This window comes from Corynebacterium sp. L4757 (assembly GCF_043673995.1).
GTDB lineage: Bacteria > Actinomycetota > Actinomycetes > Mycobacteriales > Mycobacteriaceae > Corynebacterium.
This window is the reverse complement of sequence record NZ_JBIMEN010000001.1, coordinates 222,429-246,828: the sequence shown is the minus strand read 5'-3', so window position 1 is coordinate 246,828 and position 24,400 is coordinate 222,429. Positions and strand designations below refer to the sequence as shown.

Genomic DNA, 24,400 nt, shown 5'->3' with positions numbered 1-24,400 from the left:
GCAGGTGTGGACTTGCTAATTGCCTAATGCGACCACACCAAGTTGCGGTGTATCCCCATATACAGCGCACATCCATGTTGAACACCATTTAGTAAAGGGGTTTAGTACACTCCATGGGAATTCTCCACAAGGTGACATCACCACAAGACCTCAAGAATTTGCCTGATGACAAAGTTGAGGAATTGGCAGCTGAGATCCGCCAATTCCTGATCGATAAAGTCTCGGTCACCGGTGGCCACTTGGGGCCAAACCTGGGCGTGGTCGAATTGACTATTGCTTTGCATCGCGTCTTCGACTCACCACGTGATCCCATCGTGTTTGATACCTCGCATCAGTCTTATGTCCATAAGATTCTGACCGGCCGCGCGGATCAATTTGATACCCTGCGCCAAAAAGGTGGACTATCCGGTTACACCGACCGTGGCGAATCGGAGCATGACTGGACAGAGTCCTCTCACGCATCGGCAGCAATCTCTGTTGTTGATGGACTCTCCAAGGCTTTTAAGATTAAGGGTGAATCCCGCCGTAATGCTGTTGCCGTAGTGGGTGACGGTGCGCTCACTGGTGGCATGTGCTGGGAAGCGTTGAACAATATCTCTTCGGATACTGAGCGCAACGCTGTCATCATCGTCAATGACAATGGGCGTAGCTATTCACCAACCATTGGCGGTTTCTCAGAAAACCTCAGCCGTATTCGTGCGCAGCATGGTTATGACGAGTTGATGGAACATGGCAAAAAGACGCTCCAGTCATTGGGCTGGGTTGGTAATCGCACTTTCGATGCCCTGCGCGCATTCAAGGAAGGCGTAAAGTCTTCAGTGCTTCCAACAGAAATGTTCCCTGAGCTGGGAATGAAGTACATTGGGCCAGTAAACGGCCATGACTTGGAAGCCTTGGATCACGCGTTGGCATATGCGCGCGACTATGAGGGACCCATCATTGTTCACGTTGTGACTGAGAAGGGCCATGGTTTTGCACCGGCAGTTAACGAGCCGCAAGACCAAATGCACTCCACAGGCGCTATTGACCCAGTTACGGGTGTGCCGAAAGGGAAGAGCCAGCCGGGTTGGACCGCGGTGTTCTCTGAGGAATTGGTAGAATCCGGCAAACGTCGTGATGACATCGTGGCTATTACTGCGGCGATGGCCGGACCTACCGGGCTGATGCCATTTGCGGAGCAGTTCCCAGATCGTTTCTTTGACGTTGGTATTGCAGAACAGCATGCCATGGCATCGGCGTCTGGTTTAGCTCTAGGCGGCCTGCATCCAGTGGTGGCTATTTATGCCACTTTCCTGAACCGCGCATTTGACCAGGTCCTTATGGATATTGCGCTGCTGAAGCAGCCCGTCACCATTGTTCTTGACCGGGCTGGCGTTACTGGTTCGGATGGTGCGAGCCATAATGGCGTGTGGGACATGGCCTTGACCACTATTATTCCCGGCATTCACGTTGCTGCACCACGCGACGGTGCGCGCCTGCGCGAACTTTTCCGTGAGTCCCTGGAGATTGAATCTGGTCCTTCGATCGTACGTTTCCCCAAGGGAAACCTGCTTGAGGATATGGAAGCGGTGGCTACAACCGAAGATGGCGTCGATATCCTCCATGAATCCGCACCAGAAACCAGTGATGCCGATGCTCCGAAGGTGCTAGTTATTTCAATTGGTGCGATGTCGGCACGTTCATTGTCCGCAGCCGAAATCTTGGAAAAAGAAGGCATGTCTGTCACCGTGGTTGATCCACGCTGGCTGTGCCCAGTAGCGCCGTCATTGATTGAAATGGCTGATGCACATGACATCGTTGTGGTCGCTGAAGACGGCATGATGCGTGCCGGTGTGGGCTCACTCTTCGATGAAGCTTTTGCCGCAGCAGAGGTTGATACTCCTTTGCGTCGCGTGGCGTTTCCTAGCCTCTTCCCAAAGCATGGCTCCCGCGGAGAGGTCATGGAAGAAGTTGGCATGGATGCCGAGGGCATCGCAGCAGCCGTTACCGAGTGGGTAGATAACCTCGAGGCATAAGCGGGGACTAGGCAGTAAAGAGCAGCGGTTCCAGAACTGGAACTAGTTGCTCGATCTGCCAATTGCGCAAGCCCTTCTCATGAAGGAAGGCATTCAACTGATCAGCATTGTTTACTGTTGCCGCGGTGTGCCCATAGTAGACATTGGAGACATCACCGTGGACTGCCCATGCAGCAGCACGCAGGTTAGAGATGCTGACGATTGAATCTGGGATCACAGCAAGATCTTCTGCCAACTCATCGCGGCTAATTCTTAGCTGATCAATGAGGTCATTGAGTTCAGGTGCGTGATTCTTCAGGTATTGCTTGGCGGGGAAGTCTTGAGACTCTTCTGGCAAGCTAGGCCACGTTGCCGGGTCAGAATCGGCTGCAGCGTTAATGATATTGACCAGAGCGGTCAGCTCTGAAGCTGATCGCTTCTTCAACTGCGTTATGCGCCTCAGTGACGTGATGGAACGTGGAATGGTTTTGGCAATCTCTATCACAGAAGAATTAGAAATGAGCTGACCAGGTGCACGGTCTGTGGATCTGGCCTCACTTTCGCGAGCTTCCCATACTGCCTTGGCAACAGCTAACCCTTCAGGTTCTGTCACAGCGCGTAAGCCCCGCGTGTCCAGCCAGCTGCGTGGCGCAGGCTCAGTGACATTAGCGAACTCTTCAACGATTGCCGCGAATTCCTCCTCAGCCCATCTGAGCTTATCTTCCTCATTAAGCTCATACATCATTTCTTCCGCTAACTCCGGAAGAGTGTCTACATCGAGTGCGGCGTAGAGGATCTGGGCTTTAGACAGCGGGAAACGCGACCAGTCGGTGCCGCCGTAGCCTTTGTCTAGTTCAATTCCTAAGAATTCTTCCGTGACGAACGCTAAGTTGGGGTGTGAGATACCCAAAAGTCGCGCAGCTACTTCTGTATCGAATAACTTGCCGGGATATAACCCCAACCAAGCTAAGCATGCGAGGTCAGTTGCGGCGGCGTGAATGATCCATTCTTGTCCGTTAATGACTGGAGATAAAAGCTCACGGACATCACCACGGATTCCTTCGGGGGCGATGAGGACGTTTGGGGTGTCGGCTCTCCGCAGTTGGATTAAAAAGGCCCGATCGTCATATCGATATGACGACGCACGTTCAGTATCGATAGCGATGGGGCCAGTGCCCTGGGATAGAATCCGGGCTGCTTCTTTCACTCCGTTGCGCGTGGTATATACGGCAGGGATGCCGCCATCGGGCACACGGTGTGAAGAAGTCATAACATAGAAGAGTAGTCCAAGTGACAGGCGGCGTAATGCTCAAACAATGCTTGTTGCGAAAGTTTTTGCGAGCAAGGCAACTATCGGGACAGTTCGGTCACGCCTTCTGGTGGAAGACCGGCAACATTTGCCAGGACGCGGGAGAAGGCTTCTACATGCTTGGTCAAATCCAATCCATCTGCGGTCCAAGATGCACGCATCTCGAGCTGGTGGGCGCGTGGTGGGCCGCCGATTTCGCCAAACCTTACGGAGGCGGTGGCAGTTACTGTCCCGCCCAGGTTGGTATGTCCGGCGCCGCATTCTTCCATGGACTCAGTGAGCCACTCCCAGGCCACATCGGGCAAAAGTGGATCGCCTGCGACATCGGAGTCCATGTCAGCCTGGATGTATGCGACCAAGCGCATGGCGCCTTCCCAGGCTTCCTCTGCGCCCGGATCGTGCAGCAGAATGAGGCGACCGAAGGCATCGCCGTCAGTATCTACTGGGACGATGTCATCGGCGCGATTTTCGCCCACTTCCAATCCAACGGCATGGCTAAACGGGGCCAGCTTCTGTGGCGGGCGGATGGTGCCCAAGTTGATCTCAGGCCGCAGGTTCGCTGCGTGCATGGATTCAACCGCTTGAGAAAATGCAGGTGGTGTCATGTTTTCTGAATCTCCAGCCGAAGGGCGCGCGTTGTCCTGAATGCCAGTGATTGGCGTAGGGGCGCCGGTTGGGTGCTGGGTAGGTGCGTCGGAAATGCTCACGAGTCTCAACCTATAGTTTAAAGTCGCCCATACGGATTAGGCGCGCCGAGTCACATTTAGTGCATTTCTCAACCATCCAACTTATGATGGATAGGGTAGTTATTCCTATTGATGAAAGATTGGCGGCGAATTCGCATGGCGAAGCTCGACTATAAGGCACTCAATGAAAAGCAGCAGTACTCTCAGCACGCAGTATTCAAGGTTCCGGCTGGCGCTTTGGGTACTGAACGAGCAGAGGTAATCGCGCAGGCTCAGCAATTCTTTGAATCCCTTAAGGATGCGGGCGTCGTTATTGTTCGCGGCATCTATGATCTCTCTGGAATGCGTGACAGTGCTGATTTCATGATCTGGTGGCACGCGGAAGAATTCGCCGACATTCAAAAGGCTTTTTCTGACTTCCGTCGTGAGACCGTCCTGGGTCAGATTTCTGAGGTGACCTGGGTGGGCAATGCTCTGCACCGTCCAGCTGAGTTCAACAAGTCCCACCTGCCATCCTTCATCATGGGTGAAGAGCCAGAAGAGTGGATTTCGGTCTATCCATTCGTTCGCTCTTATGACTGGTACATCCTGGAGGATGAAAAGCGCCGCAAGATCTTGATGGAACACGGCATGGCTGCCCGTGACTACGCAGATGTGCGTGCGAATACCGTTCCGGCATTTGCTCTTGGGGACTATGAGTGGATTTTGGCCTTCGAGGCGCCGAAGCTCGACCGTATTGTCGATCTCATGTACGTCATGCGCTACACCGAGGCGCGCCTTCACGTCCGTGAAGAGATTCCATTCCACACTGGTCGTCGCGTTCAGGATGTTTCTGAATTGATTGAAATCCTGCCTTAAGTCCCAACGAGGGTATAAGTGCATAGATACATAAATGCATAAGCATTGCTTGCCGATGCTTCCCTCACCTCATCAGAGATGAAAAGAGCGTGTGTTCGCATCCCAATGGCGGGGATGTGCGAACACACGCTCTTTGTCTAAGAATTAAAGCTCTAAGCGCTCTCAAAACTCATGGAGATGGAGTTGATGCAGTAGCGCAAGTCAGTGGGGGTGTCATAGCCTTCGCCGGCAAATACGTGACCCAAGTGGGAGTGGCAATTGGCGCACAGTACCTCAGTGCGGACCATGCCCAAGGAGCGGTCTTCGCGCTCAATGATGTTATCGCCAGCCAGCGGGGAGAAGAATGATGGCCAACCACAGTTGGACTCGAACTTTTCGGTAGAGCGGAATAGCTCAGCATTGCAGGCGCGGCAACGGTAGACACCTTCGGACGTGGTGTTGGTGTATTCGCCAATATGGGGGCGTTCAGTGCCGGCCTGGCGTAGCACTTGGTATTCCTCCGGAGACAGTCGCTCACGCCACTGTTCCTCAGTCAGCTGAGAAAAGTCAGTGTCGGCGTCAGAAGCAGGAGTTTGTAGATTATCAGACATAGGGTTAAGTCTACGCCGTATTTTTGGCTTGTAAACGCCACCAGCCACACGCAGTCGCCGTAGTGACGGCGATGAGTAATACCCAGCCAATTGTGCCGATGTACGTGGACATCCAGCGCCCGAAATCTGGCCATAAATCGGAGGACCAGCTGTTGGGAATCAGAAATAGTACAGCGGCGAGCCATGCAGGCCAGGTGTGAAATACGCTGCGGGAAAGTAGCACGGTGAAAAGCATGGGAAATAACCACATGGAGTAGTACTGCTGACCCAAGGAAGACAGAGTGAAAACTCCGACCATGAGTAATCCGCTCGTGGTCAACGCCCAAAGCTTGATATCTGTAACTCGCCAGCGTAGTAGCACGATGATTCCTACGGCCGCGGAGGCAGCGGTAATCAGCCAGAGGGGATAGTAGAGTGCCCCAGGGATATCAAAGTAGGCTTGCCATCCTGCCAGTGAGGAATTGGCGTAATCGCGGGTCTCACCAAGATAGGGAACCAGCTTGGTAAGGTAGTCTCCTGCTCCGGGGATGAGCGGCCACGCAGCGATGTTGAGAACGACGGGTACGACGATTCCTGTGCCGGTGGTGCGCCAATCCAGGCGCGTGAGCGGCAGGAATAACAGTGGCGCGAATTGTGGCTTAATGACGATAGCCAAGCCAATTGCGAGACCAGCAATATAGGTCAAGAGCTTAGCTCGTGAGGGCGGAATGTCTGTCCGAAAGGAGCTGATGAAGCAGGCTAAAAATACTGCAAGCAGTAATAGCAAAATGCCGTTGATATTGGAAAATGTGAGCGTGTTGATGACAGCTTCTGTTGAATATGCCAGTGCAATAGACACTGGCAACACTGGTCCCCGCAGTGAATGCCCCATGAGCCTGGTCAAGATGGCTAGTGCGGCGACAATCGCAGCACAATTAAAGATGATAAACGCGTATCGGGCGGCTTCGAATTTGTCTACGGCGCCAATGGGCAGCAAAAGCAGGGTTGCGCCCGGGTTGTATAAATACAGCGGGTCTACGTGGTTATAGGCCTGGTCATAGACGGCGTTGCCCGATAGTGCGCGCGTGAGGGCGCTATAGACCGTGGTGAAATCATCCGTGGCAGTGCCATTGAAGGCCGTGAAGAAGGTGCGATGAAGCACCAGCACTATAGCCAATGGCCAGGCCGCAAAGGTGAAGATCTTCCGCGTATTGCTGGTTCTTGCTGAAGCCGGGTTCTCCGCGTTCAGGTCGGGGTCAGCCGGGCTTCGATCACTTGTTGAGGTAGCTAGAGTGAGCGGGCTGTGAGCACTGAAGGTTTTATCGAACCGGGTATGAAATGCGGATGACACAGTGGATGATACTAGTTCCTAGCGGGGTTTTTATAGCGTAGAAACACCGTCGAATCAGGGTGGATGGCTAGATGTTCTAGCTCCAACGGTAAATGAGGTTGCTCCTCTTGGCCGATGGCGGCGACAATCCTATTAGAGACTAACGCCGTTTCTACTGAGCTAGACGTCCCTGGAGTCAGCGTGAGATAGAACTGGTCTACCTCTAATGAGGCAATAAAGAGCCCATAGACACCCGGTCCGCCCTCACATGTAATTCGGTAGTAGCCGAGCTTATTTAGCGCCTGAACAATCTCCGTTGCGGTGCCTTGACCGCAGTCGACAATGGTGACTCCTGCTTCTTGCAGAGCTTTTTTCTTCTTAGCCAGTGTTAAGTCATTAATTGATGCAGATTCAGCGAGAATCAGCGGTGGCGTGGCTGCTTCCGTGACGAAAGCAGAGGTGGGATCAATACTGAACCTACTCGTGAGCACTGCGATGGGGGCGGGAGTGGGACGTGCATGAGATGGCCTAATGCCAACGTATTTCTCCGACTTAACGGTCTTGCTGCCCACCACGATGATGTCCGATTGGGCGCGAAGCTCATGCAGTAGCTTCAAATCGACATCATTTCCGAGCCCATTTGATTTTCCGGATAATGCCGCAGAGCCAGACAAGGTTGAGATCTCAATCAGCCTGACATGGCTTTGACCTACGGGTGCTGGTTCACCTGCAAGTTGGGCGATTGTCGATGCAGAAGCATCAGTGATGGTCATAGCTGTGGAGTTAATCATGAGAGATGTGAGTGAGTTCTAGGAACAATCGTGCGGCAGTGAACCCTAAGGATTCGTCTAGAGGATCGGTGTACGTGGAATGGTTGCCTGAATTACTCAAGACCACGCGTGCAAGTGCCACAAGGGAGTTGATTCCACCGGAGGAGACCTGCATGGGATTCTTCGTCGTCCACGCATGCTCAGGATCAGCGCCCAAAGATACCAATGTCTGGCGGATTAAGGCCTTATCCTCGGAGCCGTCTTTACCGCGCGATAGTTCAACGGGAATCCGCATGGCGAGTTCAAAGCCAGCAATGGTTTGCCACACTTGGATATATCGATCAGCGTCATCAAGCAGGCGTTCATAGAAGTCCGGGATTTGGCGCTCGCGGATAAAGTTCTTGCGGACCTTGCTGAGGACTTTTTCTTGGTACTCCTCATTGGACGTAATTGTCTCGTTTGAGCCACCCAAAAAGAGCGCGTCTGCTCCGGCGCCTGTGAACATTGCACCGGTCGCATCGTGCTTGCGCCCTTCCTGCTCGCAGGCCAAGAGGATGACACCGGCCAAGACCTCCCAGGGATCTGTGCAGTCGAGTTTTATGACGGTCTCGCGAACAAGAGATTCATATTCTGTCGAATCAAGTTCTGTCACAACATGTTCTAGGCCTAGGTTGGCCGCAACTTCGCTGGCGATGTTGAATTCTTCTGAAGAATTACGATCTTCGTACGGGTCTATGAATGTCACCGCTAATGTATTCGGCGCATGCTTGGCTAGGATGGTCGCAAGCAAGATGGAGTCGACTCCGCCAGAAAGCATCAGCAGGGGACGGGACTCGTACTTTTCCAAAACGGCGAGGACGCGCTTTTCCAAAAAATTAATGATTGCTTCCGAAGCTTCAGCGCGAGTTCGTATCAGCGAATTATTGTCACCGATGCATGCTTCGAGATTGACTATGTCTGCGACATACTCGCACGGTGACGAGAAATCGGATGCTAAACTCATGTCAGGGAACTATACCAGAGCCGAGACTCACGAAATCGCTGGATTTAACGCCTGCGTTTGGGCTTGGTCAGCACGTGAATCATGATGAAAAAGAAAATGATGAAGACGGAAGATGTGGAAAGGATGAGAATTCTTTCCATAAACTCCAAATTGCCGGCAATGGAGACTCCCACGGTGGTGGCTAGAACACCAATGAGAGCTACGAATAGCCCCAAGATTTCCATGATACGAAAGAGCAAGTCATGTGAGCGCTCATCCATCAAGGAGATTGCTTCATCAACTTCCTGCTTGAGGGTCTCTTCGAATTGTTGCTGAAGTAAACGCTGGGACTCAGCAACATCGATACGTTCGATGATCTGAGTTCTTTGATATGAATACTGGTCATGGACTTGTAGTGCAGAACGGTCGAGGAGGTGCAGAGCCTTTTCTGTGTCCTGCAGTGCTTCCTCAAATCGTCCCTGGCGTTTGTATCCAATTGCTCGGCGAGCCCACACGTGTGGATCCTTGTGGGTGAACGTAAGTACCTTGTCGGCGACAAATTCAATCTCGAAACCATAGTTATTGGTCGGTGCGAGACACATGCCTTGCAGGACAATCATGAGGTTCTTACTGAAGTTCTGCTCCTGAGCGAACTGCTGAATGCGCTCAGGGGCAGGATTCTGGTTTAAGAAGAGCTCTGTGAAGAGCTCGAAGGCGGTAAAGATGCCATGTTCTTCTAAAAGACGCTTATCGTAGATTTCAAGGAGCGTTCGAATCCGATCACAGTCATAGTTGAACCTGGCCATAGTCAAAGCTAGATACTGAAATGCAAACCTGGTCATGCGGTCGGTGATTTCGCACAACTCCTCATCGTGGTACTTGTCCCGAATGATGATCTCATTCTGTCTCATGCGCCAAGCTAGATCAGGAACAAACTCGATGAGAAACTCCGTGGTCATCGAATCATGCTGGGCTACAGCTCTCAGAAGATCATCCCAATTCTCAATGTCATCGTCGAATCGCTTGAGAAGCTTAGGTTTAAATGCCACGTTGTCGACGGCAATACTGACGAGTTCATTGAAATCAAGGTTATCGAAGTTGGATAGTTGGGAAGTGTTTCTAGAATCTTGATGATGCATCGGGCCGTCCTTTTCCTTTTTAGCTGTGCCTGTCCATCGAGCTACCTTACCGAGCATCAGGTTAATCACACGGGTGTTATTCATGCACGGAATTCAGTGGCAAAAGTTATCGATAAAGCGCAATTTAGCGGGGGATTTGGAAACTGGGGCTGCAAAGGATAAAGTTTCATATCGCAACACAGCACGCGTGTTTCACAATTGATTGACTTTACGTCGATGGAGTTTGGTGAAACGATGTGACTGGGAAGCAGTGCGGATGTAGCGCAGTTGGTAGCGCATCACCTTGCCAAGGTGAGGGTCGCGAGTTCGAGTCTCGTCATCCGCTCAAAGTTTCAGCAATGAGACTTATCTCGCGCGATTAGCTCAGCGGTAGAGCACTACCTCGACACGGTAGGGGTCACTGGTTCAATCCCAGTATCGCGCACCAAGGGTGAAACCTTGAAAATGCGGATGTAGCGCAGTTGGTAGCGCATCACCTTGCCAAGGTGAGGGTCGCGAGTTCGAGTCTCGTCATCCGCTCTGGTACTTTTACGGGTAACTGTCGAAGTGCCTGAGGCGGTTCGCCACGGTGGAATGGCCGAGTGGTGAGGCAACGGTCTGCAAAACCGTGCACACGGGTTCGATTCCCGTTTCCACCTCAATTTGTGCTGTCCTCGGACACGCACAAGGCGCGATTAGCTCAGCGGTAGAGCACTACCTCGACACGGTAGGGGTCACTGGTTCAATCCCAGTATCGCGCACACGGACAGTTACTTAAGTTAACAAAGTCCTAGAAACCGGGCCTGGTTTCGTTTGCGGATGTAGCGCAGTTGGTAGCGCATCACCTTGCCAAGGTGAGGGTCGCGAGTTCGAGTCTCGTCATCCGCTCAAATATCAAGTGTGTCTTCTGGAAGATGTTCCGGAGGGCACACTTTTTTGATCTCTGTAAATGAGGCCTAAGGCGCACGAAACTCATTCTGGATTGTGTTTGATATCACCGGATGGTTGCCAAGCGCAAAGTGTGTGCTACTAAAGGCAATGGTCAATGTGGTTGTTGTGAGTTTGGCAGTTATTTGCCAGGCTTTTCCATTCGTGCCTGCTGGAACTAATGTGATCGGTGATGCGACTAAATGCTTAGTACAGCCTTTGTACACCTAAAATTTTGTCAATCACAGTGGGCTAATTGCAGGAAACTCCTGCTAGAGCCAAGGAGTGAAACATGAATCAATCACCAATCCGCCTCGGACGGACATTAACGGCCGGCGCAGTCGTTGCAGCTTTAGGCGCAGCCTCTGCATTTCTGTCCCCTACTGCGCTTGCTCATGACAGCGTGGTGGGCGGAAGTATCTCCGAAGGCGATGTATTGGATGAATTCCCGGAAGAAATCACGTTGGAGTTTTCCGCGATCCCACGTGAAGGCTTCAATAACTTTGCTGTGACTGACCAAGGTTCCGGTGAGGTTATTTTCTCCGAGGAACCCGAACTCAATGACCGGGAGCTCACCATCAACACCCCTGCAGGTCAAGAACCAGGCGATGGTGACTACCTATTGGGCTTCCAGATCACATCTTCAGATGGACATGCCACCCGTGGGGGAATCAATTTCAGCGTGGAATCCGGAGATTCTAGCGCAACAGCACCAGCAAATGCCGCAGATGAGCCTGCAGAAACCACCGCACCTGCGCCCGAAGAAGAAGCCACTGAAGGCATGAGCGACACCATGAAATGGATGCTTGCCGGTGCTGGTGTACTAGCCATAGCTGCTGTCTTGGCGGTCGTGCTGGCTAAGCGCCGCGGCTACGACGCTGAATAAATTTTCTATTTCTTAAATTTAACCCGCTTTATTAAAGCGGAGAAAGATTGATTTTTCATGACTAAGCCTTCTCGTCTGCTTGTTTCCGCCATCGCTGCTTCCGCGCTAGCACTGGCTGGCTGCTCCAATTCTGAACAGGACTCAACCCAGAATGACTCGGCGCAGACCGGCGCGGCTGAAGAGACCACTGCGGATGATGTTGCCACCAGCGATGACGACAGCGACGACAGCGACGATGACAATGATTCAGACGATGATCTGGACTTTGAGGACGCAGTCGTGCGTGCCATGGACGAAGACGCGGATATGACCGCGATCTTTGGCACCCTTGTCAATGAAACTTCCGAGGACATCGAGGTTGTGGGTTTTAGCTCGAGTATCGATGCCGGTGTGAATGAAATCCATGAGACCGTCGATGGCCAGATGCGTGAAATGCAGGAGCCATTAATTATTCCTGCAGGTGAAACCGTAACTCTTGAGCCAGGTGGCGCACACTTCATGCTCATGGAAGTAAATGATGCAGTCATGGCCGGTGATGAAGTAACACTCACCATTGAATTGTCCGATGGCTCCACTGAAGATTTCGATGACATTCCAGTACGCACGATCGGCGCGGGTGATGAGAACTACGGCGACCTCGGCCACGGCGGTCACGATGATGCCGATGATCACGATCACTAATTAAGTAGGTGACAGACCACATGGTTCAGCTCGATCGCCGAGCGCTCCTTGTTCGTGGTGGCCTCGTTAGTGGCTTGGCCGCCTCCGGCTCCATCCTTGCTGCCTGCGGGGCATCAGAAGAAGCAGTGATGCCCTCCGGAACGGATGCGAAAGGGGAGGAGGGGGCATCGGAAAGCGATGCTCAAGCCGCAGCCGACAGTGACTTTGTGCTCAATGAGGCAATCGTCCCTTTCGACGGCGACCACCAGGCGGGAATCACGGCTAATTCCCATGCTGTGTTGAATATGCTGGGGTTTAACCTCAAAGACTCGGTCTCCAAAAAGGAATTTACCAACCTGATGAGACTATGGACTGCTGATGCACGCAAATTGTGCACGGCGGAAACACCGGCAGGCTCCCTCGAACCTGAGATGGTGGAAAGCCCAGCCAACTTGACGATTACCTGCGGCCTTGGCGAACGTGTATTCGAAGTACTAGGCGCACCTGAGCTGCGCCCGGACTGGTTGCGCGATGTGCAATCCTATGAGCGCGATAAACTTGAAGCCGAATGGGGCCAGACAGATATTGTGCTGCAAATCTGTTGTGATGATGCAGTAACTGCGGGCCATGCCATGAGGCATATGATTCGTGCAGGCCAAGACTATGCCACAGTGGCGTGGCTGCAACAGGGTTTTGGCCATGCCTACGCCGCTGGTGGCAAGGAAAAGACCATGCGCAACCATTTCGGGCAGCTGGATGGCACGGTCAATCCTCGCACCGAAGCAGAAATGGATGCGGGCGTCTGGATTGATGAGGGACCAGCGTGGGCTAAGGGCGGAACATCCATGGTGGTGCGGCGTATCCGCATGAACCTGGACACGTGGGAGAAGCTGGACCGGAACTCGCGGGAAAACTCCATTGGACGCAGCCTTGATACGGGTGCGCCTTTGACCGGTGAAGAAGAATTCGACGAACCTGACTTCCAAGCCGTGGATAAGTACGGACTGCCGGTCATTGACCGTAATTCCCACATCGCTCGCGCGCAGGCCCCGGAAGGCCAGCCGGAACAAACTATGCTGCGTAGGGCATTTAACTATGACATGCAGCCAGATTATGCGCCGATTTCTGAAACTGGTTTTGTCAGTGATGAGGAAGGCATCTCTGGCACTGATGTGCAATTATCAAATTCTGGATTGGTGTTCATCTGTTTCCAGAAAGATATGAGTAAAGTATTTGAACCCATGCAAGCGCGGATGGATGAAGTAGATCTGCTCAATGAATGGATTACGCATATCGGTTCTGCCGTATATTTTGTGCCACCGGGAGTGAAAGCTGGCGCCGGTGAGGACGATGCTTTGGGGACCTTTTGGGCAGAAACCTTAATCGACGCGGTAGGATAACAAGGTTAGATTTTGTACATCAGGGTGGCGGCCAGGTATGCCGTTTTCCCGCTAGGCGCAAAGGAGCGCAGCATGTCAGAAGCAATCGCCGCTATTTCGGTAGGATACGAACCATTTACCTGCCCCGCCGGCACACCGGTTGGCGCCGCGATGCGGGAACTGGGCTTGCCAAATAAGGGCCCAGAGGCGGTTGTCGTTGTACGTGACGCCGAGGGAAATTTGAAGGACCTCGCTCACGTACCAGATGCGGATGCTGTGTTTACTCCAGTCGCAGCCAGCGAAGAAGATGGCCGTGCCGTCATTCGCCACTCCTGCGCGCACGTGTTGGCGCAGGCTGTGCAGGCTGAATTCCCAGGTACCAAGCTGGGCATCGGCCCAGCGATTGAGAATGGCTTCTACTATGACTTCCAAACCGCGGAGCCTTTCACGCCGGAGAACCTGGCGGCGATTGAAAAGCGCATGAAGAAGATCATCAAGACCGGCCAGCGCTTTGAACGTGGCGTCTTTGCCTCCACTGAGGAAGCAGCAGAGGCGCTCAAGGATGAGCCTTTCAAGTTGGAGCTGATTCAGGATAAGGGCAACGTTGACCCGAACTCTGATGAGGCAACCGAAGTAGGTGCAGGTGAGCTGACCTACTACGACAACGTCAACCCACGCACCAGTGAAGTTGAATGGTCTGATTTGTGCCGTGGCCCGCACCTGCCCACCACCAAGTACATCCCAGCATTTACGTTGACGCGTTCTTCCGCAGCCTACTGGCGCGGTGACCAGGACAATGCTGGCTTGCAGCGCATCTACGGCACTGCATGGGAGTCCAAGGAAGCTCTGGATGCTTATCAGCTGATGATTGAAGAAGCTGAAAAGCGTGACCACCGCCGTCTTGGCGCGGAGCTGGACCTGTTCAGCTTCCCGGATGACTTGGGTTCTGGTCTGCCAGTATTCCACCCCAATGGCGGCATCGTTCGCACGGAGATGGAAGAGCACTCCCGTCGTCGCCACATTGAGGCCGGTTACTCCTTTGTGAACACCCCACACATCACCAAGCAGGACCTTTTTGAGCGCTCCGGTCACCTGGGTTTCTACAAGGACGGAATGTTCCCGCCCATGCACGTGGATGCGGAATATGACGAGCAGGGCAATGAGACCAAGCCTGGCCAGGATTACTACCTGAAGCCAATGAACTGCCCGATGCACAACCTGATTTTTGACACTCGCGGACGCTCATACCGTGAGCTGCCACTGCGCCTGTTCGAGTTCGGTAATGTCTACCGCTACGAGAAGTCCGGTGTCATCCACGGACTCACCCGTGCACGTGGCTTTACCCAGGACGACGCGCACATCTACTGTACCGATGACCAGCTCGAAGATGAGCTGACCTCGGTACTGGACTTCATTATTTCCTTGCTCAAGGATTATGGCTTGGATGACTTCTACTTGGAGCTGTCTACCCGTGATCCGAAGAAGTCAGTTGGCTCTGATGAAATTTGGGAACGTTCCACTGAGATCCTGCAGCGCGTGGCCACCAACTCGGGTCTAGATTTGGTTCCAGACCCAGAGGGTGCAGCATTCTACGGTCCAAAGATTTCCGTGCAGGCACGTGATGCGATTGGCCGTACCTGGCAGATGTCCACGGTGCAGCTGGACTTCAACATGCCTGAGCGTTTCAACTTGGAGTACACCTCTTCGGATGGTTCCAAGAAGCAACCAATTATGATTCACCGTGCACTCTTTGGCTCCATTGAGCGTTTCTTCGGTGTGCTGTTGGAGCACTATGCGGGTGCTTTCCCAGCGTGGCTGGCTCCTCACCAGGTAGTGGGCATTCCAGTTTCTGAGGACAATGTGGGTCACTTGGAGCAGGTTATTGCCAAGCTGCGCGCCAAGGGCATCCGCGCGGAGGTGGATACCTCTGATGACCGCATGCAGAAGAAGATCCGTAACCACACCACCGGCAAGGTTCCTTTCATGCTGCTTGCTGGCGCACGTGACGTGGAAGCAGATGCTGTGTCTTTCCGGTTCCTCGATGGCTCCCAGGCTAATGGTGTGCAGGTCGATGAAGCAGTTGAGCTCATTGCACAGTGGATTGCAGAGCGCAATAACGAGCAGCCAAACCAGGAGAATATCGAAGCCCGCCGCGCTGAAGCTTAAAGGTTTCAGCCCACAAGCGGTCGTAATCGCCCCCGCACAATATACACCCAGGAGCCGGTATTTCAGAGCTGGTGAGAAAGGATACGCCCCGACACTATGAACTATTCACCTGATAGCCGTGATGAGTCAGGGGAGGACGTCTATGTTGAGTGGGGTGCAGGCACACCTGACCGCTTGGAGCGTTTATGGGCGCCATTTCGGATGGCGTACATCAATAAACGCACCACGGATCCTTTCGTAGAAGCTCCTAAGAAGAGCGATGAAGAAGCGCTCATCATTGCCCGGGGCGAGCATGTTTATGCTTTATTGAACTTATTTCCTTATAACGCTGGTCACTTAATGGTGGTTCCGTACCGCAAAGAATCCAACTTTGAGGACCTCACGGATGCTGAAACTGCCGAGCTCATGCAGTTTGTGAAAAAGGCAATTCGGGTGCTCAAACGCGTATCCAAACCAGAAGGAATCAACGTTGGATTCAATCTGGGCAAAGCTTCAGGCGGTTCCGTTGGGGATCATCTGCACATGCATGTCGTGCCGCGGTGGTCAGGAGATAGTAATTTTATGACTATCCTTGATGGCACAAAGGTGCTTCCGCAATTATTGCGGGACACCCGGGATGTGCTGGCGCAGGGTTGGCAAGAAATCGACATGGAGGATCAGCAGGTGGATAACCCCAGGATGGAGAACCCCAGTGCTTAGTGTCCATGGGCGCAAGCCCGCGGCGGTTGTTGTGGAGCCGGTTGCTCAGTTCTTCTTGAAAGTGGGACTGACCCCCAATGCTGTTACCTTCATCGGAACATTCGTCACCATTGCTATCACGGTGACGTTGATTCCTACCGGCCACCTTTTTGCGGCCGCTGTCTTTTCTGGGCTCTTTGCCGCGTTCGACATGGTGGATGGAACCATGGCGAGACTATCCAAGGGTGATACCAAATTTGGTGCGACGCTGGATGCGACGTGTGACCGTATCACCGATGGTGCGCTTTTTGCTGCGATCATCTGGTATCTCATCTACCAGGACAATGCACATCCCGCCACGGTTTTTGCAGCGCTCGTGGTGCTGGTGACCTCGCAAGTCATTTCCTACGTCAAAGCCCGCGGTGAAGCCTCTGGTTTCACTATGGTGGGTGGCCTCATTGAGCGTCCTGAGCGCCTGATCTTGGGTCTCGTTGGTATTGGTCTCGAAGGTCTGGGCGTGCCATATATCCTGCCAATTTGCCTATGGGTACTCGCAGCCGGTTCATGCTTCACTGTCTATCAGCGCTTGATGCAGGCATATAAGCAGGAACAGAATGCAATCAAGCAGGCTGAAAAGGCCTAATAAACCCTTAAAGGAAGATTTCTGACGTGCTGAGCAAAGCTGACTTATCCGCAGCCGGCTATTTTGCTGGCTGGTCATTGGTCAAGCATCTTCCGCTACCTGTTGCGCGTTGGCTGTTTAATAAGGTCGCGGACAAGGTTTCGGATAATGGCCGGGGAATGGACCAATTGCGTCGCAATCTCAGCCGAATTGTTGGACCAGAAAACGTGACGAGTCAGTTGGTGCGTGATTCCATGCGCTCCTATATGCGCTATTGGATGGAAGCATTTCGCCTCAGCGCTATTCAAAAAGACCCGCAGCTCCATCAGAAATTGCTGGAAGGAATTGAAGGCAAAGAGCATGCCGATGCCTCCTTTAACAGTGATAAAGGCACAATCCTGGCGCTGACACACAGCGGCAATTGGGACATGGCCGGTACCTTTCTGGTGGGGTATAATGGTCCTTTCACCACGGTGGCCGAACGAGTGAAGCCTGAAAGTCTGTTTCACGCTTTCGTGGACTATCGCGAATCGTTGGGTTTTAAAGTTATAGCTTTGACCGGCGGTGAACAGCCACCATTTGAGCTGTTAAAGGAAGCTCTCAATAAGGGTGAAGTCATCTGCCTGTTGTGTGAGCGTGACCTGACGCGTAGTGGCGTGGAAGTGGATTTCTTCGGCGAAGCCTGCAATATGGCGGCAGGACCGGCGCTTTTAGCTCAGGAAACTGGCGCGAATTTGCATGCGGTGCACTGCTTCTTCACTGATGGCGATGATGACACGGAGCCTGGCTGGGGGATGACGGTATCTCAACCCATCGAGGTCTCAGATACTCAATCGACCACCCAGCGCATTGCTCAAGAGTTTGAAGTATTTCTGCGCCGGCGCCCGCAGGATTGGCATATGCTGCAACCACAGTGGAATGTGGATGTGGAAGCGCGAAGAAAACGCCGTGAAGAAAAAGATCGAGAAGAACGGGGATAGATATTCCTATGCGTATAGGTATTGTGTGCCCGTATTCTTTTGACGAACCTGGCGGTGTTCAAGCGCATATCCTTGATTTAGCAACAGTCTTTCTTGATCAGGGGCACTTTGTTCAGGTGCTGGGACCGGCATCGGAAAGCACGGAGCTTCCTGGATTCGTTGTCAAAGGCGGTGGCTCTCTGCCGATTGCTTATAACGGCTCGGTAGCCCGTTTATCCATCGGACCGCAAGTGAGCAGGCGCGTCAAAGAGTTCATTAACGCGGGTAATTTTGATGTTTTGCACATCCATGAGCCAAATTCTCCCAGCTACTCGATGTGGGCCTTAAGGATTGCTCAAGGTCCGCTTGTTGCGACCTATCATGCTTCAGCTGCGAGCTCGCGGCTGCTGCAAGTAGCAAAACCGGTGTTATTGCCTATGCTGGATAAAATCCGGGGTGGGATTGCGGTGTCTGAGATGGCTCGGCGCTGGCAGGTGGAGCAACTTGGCGGTGATCCAGTGCTGATACCCAATGGCGTGGACACATCCGTTTATGCGGCTGCACGGCGCCATCATGAGCAGGAGATCGCATCCGAGGCTGCAAGCTCCACATCCGAGCCGCTGGAGATTGTCTTTCTGGGACGGCTGGATGAATCCCGCAAAGGCTTGGATGTGTTGCTGGATTCCCTCGACTACATCGATCGTCCCATTCGCGTTACGGTTATGGGCGGTGGGCAAGCGCGTGAGCGTGCGGGCGTGGATTTTGTTGGTCGCGTGTCCGATGCAGAGAAAGCAACCATTTTGGGCCGTGCTGATATTTATGTAGCGCCCAATCGGGGCGGGGAGTCCTTTGGCATCGTGCTAGTGGAAGCCATGGCCGCTGGCTGTGCCGTGGTTGCTAGCGATCTAGAGGCTTTCGCAGCGGTTTGTAATGCTGATTCAGATAGCCCAGCGGGCCTATTGTTTCGAAATGGCGACCACAAAGACCTAGCTGAGAAAATCACTCACCTGATTGATGACTCATCAGCCCGTCGCACCTTGATTGATGCCGGTACCGAACGTGCTCAGCAATATGACTGGGATCATGTGGCAAGTGCAGTGATGCAGGTCTACGAAACTGTTCAGGACGGCACTAAAGTTCACGTCAGCTAAAGCAACAGGTGTAGAAGGTAGGAAACCTCTTCGATGATTACCACAGTGTGGACCAGTATCGCCGTCATCATCACGATAATTGCGTTGTGGGCCTATTTCACGGCTCAGCGGCTTAACTCATTGCATATCCGGACGGACGCGGCGCTTGCCCAGCTGCAAGCCATGCTGGACCGCCGCGCGGCCGTGCTCGCTGTCTTGGTCCCTTCGATTACCGCGACGGCGACAAAGGCGGAAGGCATTTCGCTCAAACATGGCAAATTCGATGAGCGCGCACAAGCAGAACGCGAGCTGAATCATGAGGTACACCAAGCTATTGCGAACGATGAAGTGGGCGGCGCCAAAATCCCAGTGAATGCCCAATTAGTGGATGCAGAAACCCGCGTCCAATTGGCTCACCGTTTCTATAATGAAGCAGTTTCCGATACCCGCTCGCTCCGTCTTCGCCCTGCAGTCAAGATGCTGCGCCTTGGCGGGACAGCGCCATTGCCGGAGTTCTTTGAATACTCCGTCAAACTTGATCCTAAATAGCGCGGGGGCGAGCCCAACGGCCCACCTGCAAAGAATAGCTCGATGACAAAGGCTCTACTTGTACGCGGAGAAGAGCATTAGTATGCGTCTTTGCCCATGTCGATTCCGGGATTTCTGTCATCTGGCTCCGGTCTGTAGTTAGCATCCTGTGGTGATTGCGGCTCATACTCCTGGACAGGGGAACCATAGTCTGAGCGCCCAGGAGCAGGAGTTAAGTCTTGTGGCCACACACTGTTGTGGGCATCTCCATTGGTAGAAACTTCTCCGGCAGAACTAGTATGTGGTTCTGCGAGCGGGAGATTCGGCCCTTCAACACCTGCTTTGGTGAGTTGAGCATCACGCCAGGTTTCTAGGGCTAGCCAGATGAGGGACAAAACGGCCATCGCGACAATCAAGCCATTACGGATAGCGAGGGCCAGCACCGGTGCGTATTCGATACCGACATCGTCCCAAATAAAGTTGTACTTGGTGGGGTAAACATAAGTGCCCAGGCCTGCTGCGGCCAGCGTCATGAGGGTCAGCAGCATCAAGATAGTACGAATAGCGATCCGTGTTTTCGGCGTACCTTCAATCTTTGGTTGCCGGATAGCAACGGCCAGCAATGGACCGAACCAGACAATGTATTGCGGGGAAAAGACCTTGTTGGTTACCAACAACAGCAGAATCATCACTCCGAAGAATGCGATGGTGCTGCGTGGCTGCCAACCACCGGCGATGAAACGCCACAGCGCCCATAACAGTGCGAAGATGATGACACCGGCCATTGCCCACGTGGAGATGTCAATTGCTTGTTGAACACCGGGGCCAGCGATTTCAAAACTCTTGGAGCTGGCATAGCCCATCTCCCAGCGCTCGGGCTCGAAGAAGGCCTGGTATACAAAGGGTGTTGCGGGGATTGATTCAATCTGCAGCCCACGCACATCCTGGTACGTCAACGGGCTGATTAATCTCTCCCACCCACTGGTGACAACGGTGATGGCGCATAAAACAGCGAGGCCACCAAAGAAAGACACCAACCGTAGCCATGATTTACCTTGGTTAAATTTGCCAACCAGACCGGCTGCGAGGACACCGGGCCAGAGTTTCATGGTGGTCGCAAACGCCAACATAGCCGAGGCGAGGTGGGGCCACCGGGTAATACAAGCAGCGGCTGCGGCCACCGCTAAGGCTGGGAAAATATCCAGGCGCATGTAGAAGACCTGACCAGCTAGCGTGCCAAAGAGCGCCCAGAACCAGCCAGCAATAAAAACCCGTGAATTATTCTGATGCTCACGCAGGACAAGCGCGAGGAATAGGGCATCGAAAAGCATGCACATCAGCACGAAGGCGATGTAGAACGCGTCCAGACGATTTCCGATGAGCGAGGTGAGTATCTCCACTGGCCACGTGCCGGCGTGTGGATATTCCGTCATCATGGAGGGGTCATCGCCGAATTCCCCGTAAAAGTAATAGGCAACGTCGCCGCGCGGGGCGAAATTTTCCAGAATGATGAAACCTAACCCAATGCGGGCTAAAACCCATGCCGTCCAAACAGCTGGAACGGATGCGAACAATCGCCTAAATAGTGGCATACGAAAATGGCCTTAGATGTGATCTGGAATTTTTTAAATCATGGGTACCTTACCCACAAAATGTCCTGCCGGCACCGCGCAGGCAGGACTGAGGAAAAGTGGGCTATTCGCCTTCGATGACGGACTCAACATCTACTGGTGGGCCCAGGTACAGCAAAATGCTGAACACGATGATGACGATTACGAGCACGATCAGGATGGAACGCACGGGGTGGCGGACAACCTGGGCGAGTATTTTGTCGAAGAAACCATGTGGCTTGTCATCAGTACCAGCAAAACGCCAGCCGCCTTCCAAAAAGCCCTTACGGTCAGCCCATAGCGCGAAAGGAAGCGCTGCCCACGGCACAATGGAGACAAAGAGACCAAGGATGCCAATGCCGAATGGCCAGCGGTTATTGATCCAGACCAGAATCGTGATGAATGCGAAGCAGAGGAAGCCAAAGCCATGGATACCGCCGGCAACTGAGGTCACCGCGTCCGTTACTCCGGAATACTTCAGGATCATCCCTATAATTAGGAAGGTCCAGGTGAACATTTCGAGATAGGCGACTACTCTATGTAGCTTCTTCGGCGTCATAACCAACATGGTATCCAACAATTACCGCAACCGGCGCACTGGTCTGAGTATGTCAGGGCTTAGTATTGCTCACATATTTGTTATACCTAAACCCGCACTGAGCCACCCGGGCGAATAGCTCAGTGAAAACTCAAGGAGAGATTATTGATGGCTCATTTCGATCAAACAATTCATGATGTGCTCGCTGTAGAGCAGATTGAAGAGAACATCTTTATTGGCCCTTCAGTGAATTCAGCGTTCGTTCGCACTTTCGGTGGGCAAGTCGTGGCACAGGCTTTGTGTGCCGCGCAGCAGACCGTCACCGACAAAAACACACACTCACTGCACGTTTACTTCCTTGAAGGCGGCATTGCTGAGTTGCCGATTGAGTTCCGAGTAGACCGCATCCGGGACGGGCGAACTTTTTCCTCGCGTCGTGTTGAAGGGTTTCAGCATGGTAAGCGCATGATGATCATGTCTGCTAGCTTCCACCATGAGGGGGATTCAGGGCCCGAGCATTCTGACGCTATGCCGGAAGTCCCGGGACCAGAGGACTCGATTGACCACCTTTTGATTCGGCCACGTTCTCAGGCAAAGCGTGATCTGGATTGGCAGGACTGGGACTTGCGCGTAGTGCCGGAGCAGGCGCTTTCCGATGCCCAATTGAATCCGCATGGACAAGGCCGCCACCAATACATGTGGTTTAAAAACTTAAGTGAGATGGGTGATGACCAGGCGGTGCATCAGGCGGCATTGGCATATCAATCCGATATGTCATTGCTCTATACCGCCTTAATGGAGCATCCCGCCCAAGAATTGCAGGTCGCTAGCCTTGACCATGCGATGTGGTTCCTGCGTCCAGTCAGGGTTGATGAGTGGCTTTTGGTTGATCAATATTCGCCTTCTGCAGCTCATGGGGTGGGATATACGCAGGGCAGAGTGTTCAACCAACAAGGTGAATTGGTTGCGATGCTTTCTCAGGAAGGTCTGACCCGTCAGAAAAATTAAGAAATTAACGTGAAACTTTCTTCAGACGGTCATTGACCATTTTTAGGGGAGTAGCATTGAAAAACCTAAAGGGACGTATAGTTGATTTAGAGTTAATTTCTTAAATACGAAAGGTTACTTGAATGGCAGGCCACTCAAAGTGGGCAACGACGAAGCACAAGAAGGCTGCGAACGACGCTAAGCGCGGCAAGGAATTCGCAAAGCTCGTTAAGAATATCGAAGTTGCAGCGCGAACCGGTGGCGGTGACCCGTCGGCAAATCCGACCCTGGATGACATGATCAAGAAGGCCAAGAAGGCCTCTGTTCCCAATGACAATATCGAGCGTGCTCGTAAGCGTGGTTCCGGTGAAGAAGCTGGCGGCGCTGACTGGGAAAACATCATGTATGAGGGCTATGGCCCGAATGGTGTTGCCATGCTGATTGAGTGTCTGACGGATAACCGCAACCGTGCAGCAACTGAGGTTCGCACCGCGATGTCTCGCAATGGCGGCAACCTGGGTGAATCCGGTTCCGTTTCCTACATGTTCACTCGTACCGGCGTTGTCTTGGTTCAAAAGGGCGAACTCGACGTTGATGACGTATTGATGGCGGTTCTGGAAGCCGGTGCAGAAGACGTCACTGACATCGGTGAATTCTTCGAGGTCACATGCCAGCCAACTGATATTGCGGCGGTTAAGGAAGCACTCCAGGAAGCTGATATTGAGGTAGAAGATTCTGACCAAGACTTCCGTGCTTCTGTTGAGGTTCCTCTGGAAGTCGAGGACGCTAAGAAGATTCTGCGACTGATTGACGCTCTGGAAGATTCAGATGATGTCCAAAACGTATACACGAACATGGATCTCTCTGATGAGGTTCTCGCAGCCTTGGATGACTAGTCTCTGATGAGCTAATCACTGACTGATTAACTTAGGGCTTATTCGAACTAACCGTTGGCTCAACCTTGCTGCTGATAGCGAGCACATGCACCCACGTCGGATATCGGCGGTGGGTGCCTTTGTGTCATGATGCGCTATGGTAGAACATATGTGTGAGAACATGGAGAAGGCGGTGAGTTGTGAACCTTGAAGGTCTGCGCGTCATGGGAATTGACCCAGGTTTGACGCGTTGTGGTTTATCAGTCGTTCAAGCAGGCCGCGGCCGCGCCATTATTCCGGTATCAGTTGGGGTCGCTAGAACCCCTCCTGATGAAGATCTTTCACAACGCCTACTGCGTCTATCCAATGCAGTTGAAGAATGGATGGATGACTATAAGCCGGACGTCGTAGCGATTGAACGCCTTTTTGAGCGCGGAAATGTCTCCACAGTGATACACACGGCTCATGGCGTTGGCGTATTGATGCTAGCTGCAGCTAAGCGTGATATCCCGGTGTACATGTACACGCCTTCAGAGGTAAAGAAGGCTATTTCTGGTAATGGACGTGCTGACAAGAAACAGATGACGTCCATGATTACTCGGATTCTGGGACTGAGTGAGGCTCCGAAACCAGCCGATGCCGCGGACGCTTTAGCCTTGGCGGTGTGCCACTGCTGGCGCGCTCCGGTTATCCAAAGAGCTGAATTAGCGCAACAGCAATTAAAGAAGCTAGAAGCTGAGCGTCGTGCCAAGGCGCAATAGTCCTAAAATCTCGCTGTGAGAAGTAATTACAGCAGAATTTTGACAGTCTTAAATGGTGGAATGAAAAAGAAAAGGAGC

Annotated in this window: 23 protein-coding genes and 6 tRNA genes; 20 read left to right on the top strand and 9 right to left on the bottom strand. The window is 52.8% G+C overall.

The annotated features are described in order from the left end of the window. The first annotated feature begins 113 nt into the window (after positions 1–113). The gene (dxs, locus tag ACG98I_RS01125) at positions 114–2,015 is read left to right on the top strand and encodes a 1-deoxy-D-xylulose-5-phosphate synthase (RefSeq protein WP_394717693.1); all 1,902 of its coding nucleotides are present in this window, start codon (positions 114–116) and stop codon (positions 2,013–2,015) included. Positions 2,016–2,022: 7 nt separating this feature from the next. On the opposite strand, the gene ACG98I_RS01120 is transcribed toward dxs, so the two are convergent. Both ACG98I_RS01120 and ACG98I_RS01115 read right to left on the bottom strand, forming a co-directional pair. After that, positions 2,023–3,264 carry an HRDC domain-containing protein gene (locus ACG98I_RS01120; RefSeq protein WP_394717692.1) on the bottom strand — a complete coding sequence of 414 codons (1,242 nt, stop codon included), beginning with the start codon at positions 3,262–3,264 and terminating at the stop codon, positions 2,023–2,025. 80 nt (positions 3,265–3,344) lie between these two features. Then, positions 3,345–4,019 (bottom strand): DUF3000 domain-containing protein, encoded by a 675-nt coding sequence (locus tag ACG98I_RS01115; RefSeq protein ID WP_394717691.1) that lies wholly within the window; start codon positions 4,017–4,019, stop codon positions 3,345–3,347. Between the two features lie 126 nt (positions 4,020–4,145). Here ACG98I_RS01115 and hemQ point away from each other — a divergent pair, with 126 nt between their 5' ends. Beyond that, positions 4,146–4,847, top strand: coding sequence for a hydrogen peroxide-dependent heme synthase (hemQ, locus tag ACG98I_RS01110; protein WP_394717690.1), 702 nt, complete (start codon positions 4,146–4,148; stop codon positions 4,845–4,847). Positions 4,848–4,999: 152 nt separating this feature from the next. On the opposite strand, the gene msrB is transcribed toward hemQ, so the two are convergent. The 5 genes from msrB to ACG98I_RS01085 all read right to left on the bottom strand — a co-directional run bounded on the left by msrB (position 5,000) and on the right by ACG98I_RS01085 (position 9,721). Further along, the gene (gene msrB, locus ACG98I_RS01105; RefSeq protein ID WP_394717689.1) at positions 5,000–5,437 is read right to left on the bottom strand and encodes a peptide-methionine (R)-S-oxide reductase MsrB; all 438 of its coding nucleotides are present in this window, start codon (positions 5,435–5,437) and stop codon (positions 5,000–5,002) included. 10 nt (positions 5,438–5,447) lie between these two features. Continuing rightward, on the bottom strand, positions 5,448–6,578 hold the full coding sequence (locus ACG98I_RS01100) for a glycosyltransferase family 87 protein (protein WP_394732517.1): 1,131 nt from the start codon (positions 6,576–6,578) through the stop codon (positions 5,448–5,450). 200 nt (positions 6,579–6,778) lie between these two features. Beyond that, the gene (locus ACG98I_RS01095; protein ID WP_394717687.1) at positions 6,779–7,537 is read right to left on the bottom strand and encodes a dihydrofolate reductase family protein; all 759 of its coding nucleotides are present in this window, start codon (positions 7,535–7,537) and stop codon (positions 6,779–6,781) included. Continuing rightward, on the bottom strand, positions 7,530–8,519 hold the full coding sequence (locus tag ACG98I_RS01090; RefSeq protein WP_394717686.1) for an asparagine synthase C-terminal domain-containing protein: 990 nt from the start codon (positions 8,517–8,519) through the stop codon (positions 7,530–7,532). Before ACG98I_RS01090 ends, ACG98I_RS01095 begins: the two co-directional genes overlap by 8 nt. A gap of 44 nt (positions 8,520–8,563) precedes the next feature. Next, on the bottom strand, positions 8,564–9,721 hold the full coding sequence (locus ACG98I_RS01085) for a tetratricopeptide repeat protein (protein WP_394717685.1): 1,158 nt from the start codon (positions 9,719–9,721) through the stop codon (positions 8,564–8,566). Between the two features lie 168 nt (positions 9,722–9,889). Between ACG98I_RS01085 and ACG98I_RS01080 the strand changes: the two genes are divergently transcribed. From ACG98I_RS01080 to ACG98I_RS01010, 15 genes are all read left to right on the top strand, one after another. Beyond that, positions 9,890–9,962: transfer RNA gene (locus ACG98I_RS01080), tRNA-Gly, on the top strand. 27 nt (positions 9,963–9,989) lie between these two features. Next, positions 9,990–10,064: transfer RNA gene (locus ACG98I_RS01075), tRNA-Val, on the top strand. A gap of 19 nt (positions 10,065–10,083) precedes the next feature. After that, positions 10,084–10,156, top strand: a tRNA-Gly gene (locus ACG98I_RS01070). 48 nt (positions 10,157–10,204) lie between these two features. Beyond that, positions 10,205–10,275: transfer RNA gene (locus ACG98I_RS01065), tRNA-Cys, on the top strand. Between the two features lie 30 nt (positions 10,276–10,305). Beyond that, positions 10,306–10,377: transfer RNA gene (locus tag ACG98I_RS01060), tRNA-Val, on the top strand. 54 nt (positions 10,378–10,431) lie between these two features. After that, a tRNA-Gly gene (locus ACG98I_RS01055) sits at positions 10,432–10,504 on the top strand. Positions 10,505–10,835: 331 nt separating this feature from the next. Further along, positions 10,836–11,429, top strand: a complete 594-nt coding sequence (locus ACG98I_RS01050) for a copper resistance CopC family protein (protein WP_394717684.1) — start codon at positions 10,836–10,838, stop codon at positions 11,427–11,429. A gap of 57 nt (positions 11,430–11,486) precedes the next feature. Beyond that, entirely contained in the window at positions 11,487–12,110 is a 624-nt protein-coding gene (locus tag ACG98I_RS01045) for a copper chaperone PCu(A)C (protein WP_394717683.1), read from the top strand. 20 nt (positions 12,111–12,130) lie between these two features. Further along, on the top strand, positions 12,131–13,489 hold the full coding sequence (locus tag ACG98I_RS01040) for a Dyp-type peroxidase (protein ID WP_394717682.1): 1,359 nt from the start codon (positions 12,131–12,133) through the stop codon (positions 13,487–13,489). 72 nt (positions 13,490–13,561) lie between these two features. After that, on the top strand, positions 13,562–15,634 hold the full coding sequence (thrS, locus tag ACG98I_RS01035) for a threonine--tRNA ligase (RefSeq protein ID WP_394717681.1): 2,073 nt from the start codon (positions 13,562–13,564) through the stop codon (positions 15,632–15,634). Positions 15,635–15,730: 96 nt separating this feature from the next. After that, positions 15,731–16,333: an HIT family protein gene (locus ACG98I_RS01030; protein ID WP_394717680.1), complete on the top strand. Its 603-nt coding sequence runs from the start codon at positions 15,731–15,733 to the stop codon at positions 16,331–16,333. Further along, complete coding sequence (gene pgsA / locus ACG98I_RS01025; protein WP_394717679.1) at positions 16,326–16,955, top strand: phosphatidylinositol phosphate synthase; 630 nt, start codon at positions 16,326–16,328, stop codon at positions 16,953–16,955. Before ACG98I_RS01030 ends, pgsA begins: the two co-directional genes overlap by 8 nt. 26 nt (positions 16,956–16,981) lie before the next feature. Continuing rightward, a complete protein-coding gene (locus ACG98I_RS01020) occupies positions 16,982–17,914 on the top strand; it encodes a phosphatidylinositol mannoside acyltransferase (RefSeq protein ID WP_394717678.1) in 933 nt (310 codons plus the stop codon). An 8-nt stretch (positions 17,915–17,922) separates the two neighbouring features. Next, the gene (locus tag ACG98I_RS01015; RefSeq protein ID WP_394717677.1) at positions 17,923–19,044 is read left to right on the top strand and encodes a glycosyltransferase family 4 protein; all 1,122 of its coding nucleotides are present in this window, start codon (positions 17,923–17,925) and stop codon (positions 19,042–19,044) included. Between the two features lie 33 nt (positions 19,045–19,077). Next, positions 19,078–19,572, top strand: coding sequence for a hypothetical protein (locus tag ACG98I_RS01010; RefSeq protein ID WP_394717676.1), 495 nt, complete (start codon positions 19,078–19,080; stop codon positions 19,570–19,572). Between the two features lie 77 nt (positions 19,573–19,649). Here ACG98I_RS01010 and ACG98I_RS01005 read toward each other — a convergent pair whose 3' ends face one another. Then, entirely contained in the window at positions 19,650–21,143 is a 1,494-nt protein-coding gene (locus ACG98I_RS01005; protein ID WP_394717675.1) for a DUF2029 domain-containing protein, read from the bottom strand. A gap of 103 nt (positions 21,144–21,246) precedes the next feature. Then, a complete protein-coding gene (locus tag ACG98I_RS01000; RefSeq protein ID WP_394717674.1) occupies positions 21,247–21,720 on the bottom strand; it encodes a DUF3817 domain-containing protein in 474 nt (157 codons plus the stop codon). A gap of 147 nt (positions 21,721–21,867) precedes the next feature. Between ACG98I_RS01000 and ACG98I_RS00995 the strand changes: the two genes are divergently transcribed. From ACG98I_RS00995 to ruvC, 3 genes are all read left to right on the top strand, one after another. Then, positions 21,868–22,707: an acyl-CoA thioesterase gene (locus ACG98I_RS00995; protein WP_394717673.1), complete on the top strand. Its 840-nt coding sequence runs from the start codon at positions 21,868–21,870 to the stop codon at positions 22,705–22,707. A 122-nt stretch (positions 22,708–22,829) separates the two neighbouring features. Next, on the top strand, positions 22,830–23,582 hold the full coding sequence (locus tag ACG98I_RS00990) for a YebC/PmpR family DNA-binding transcriptional regulator (RefSeq protein ID WP_394717672.1): 753 nt from the start codon (positions 22,830–22,832) through the stop codon (positions 23,580–23,582). 179 nt (positions 23,583–23,761) lie between these two features. Continuing rightward, entirely contained in the window at positions 23,762–24,322 is a 561-nt protein-coding gene (ruvC, locus tag ACG98I_RS00985; protein ID WP_394717671.1) for a crossover junction endodeoxyribonuclease RuvC, read from the top strand. Positions 24,323–24,400: the final 78 nt, after the last annotated feature.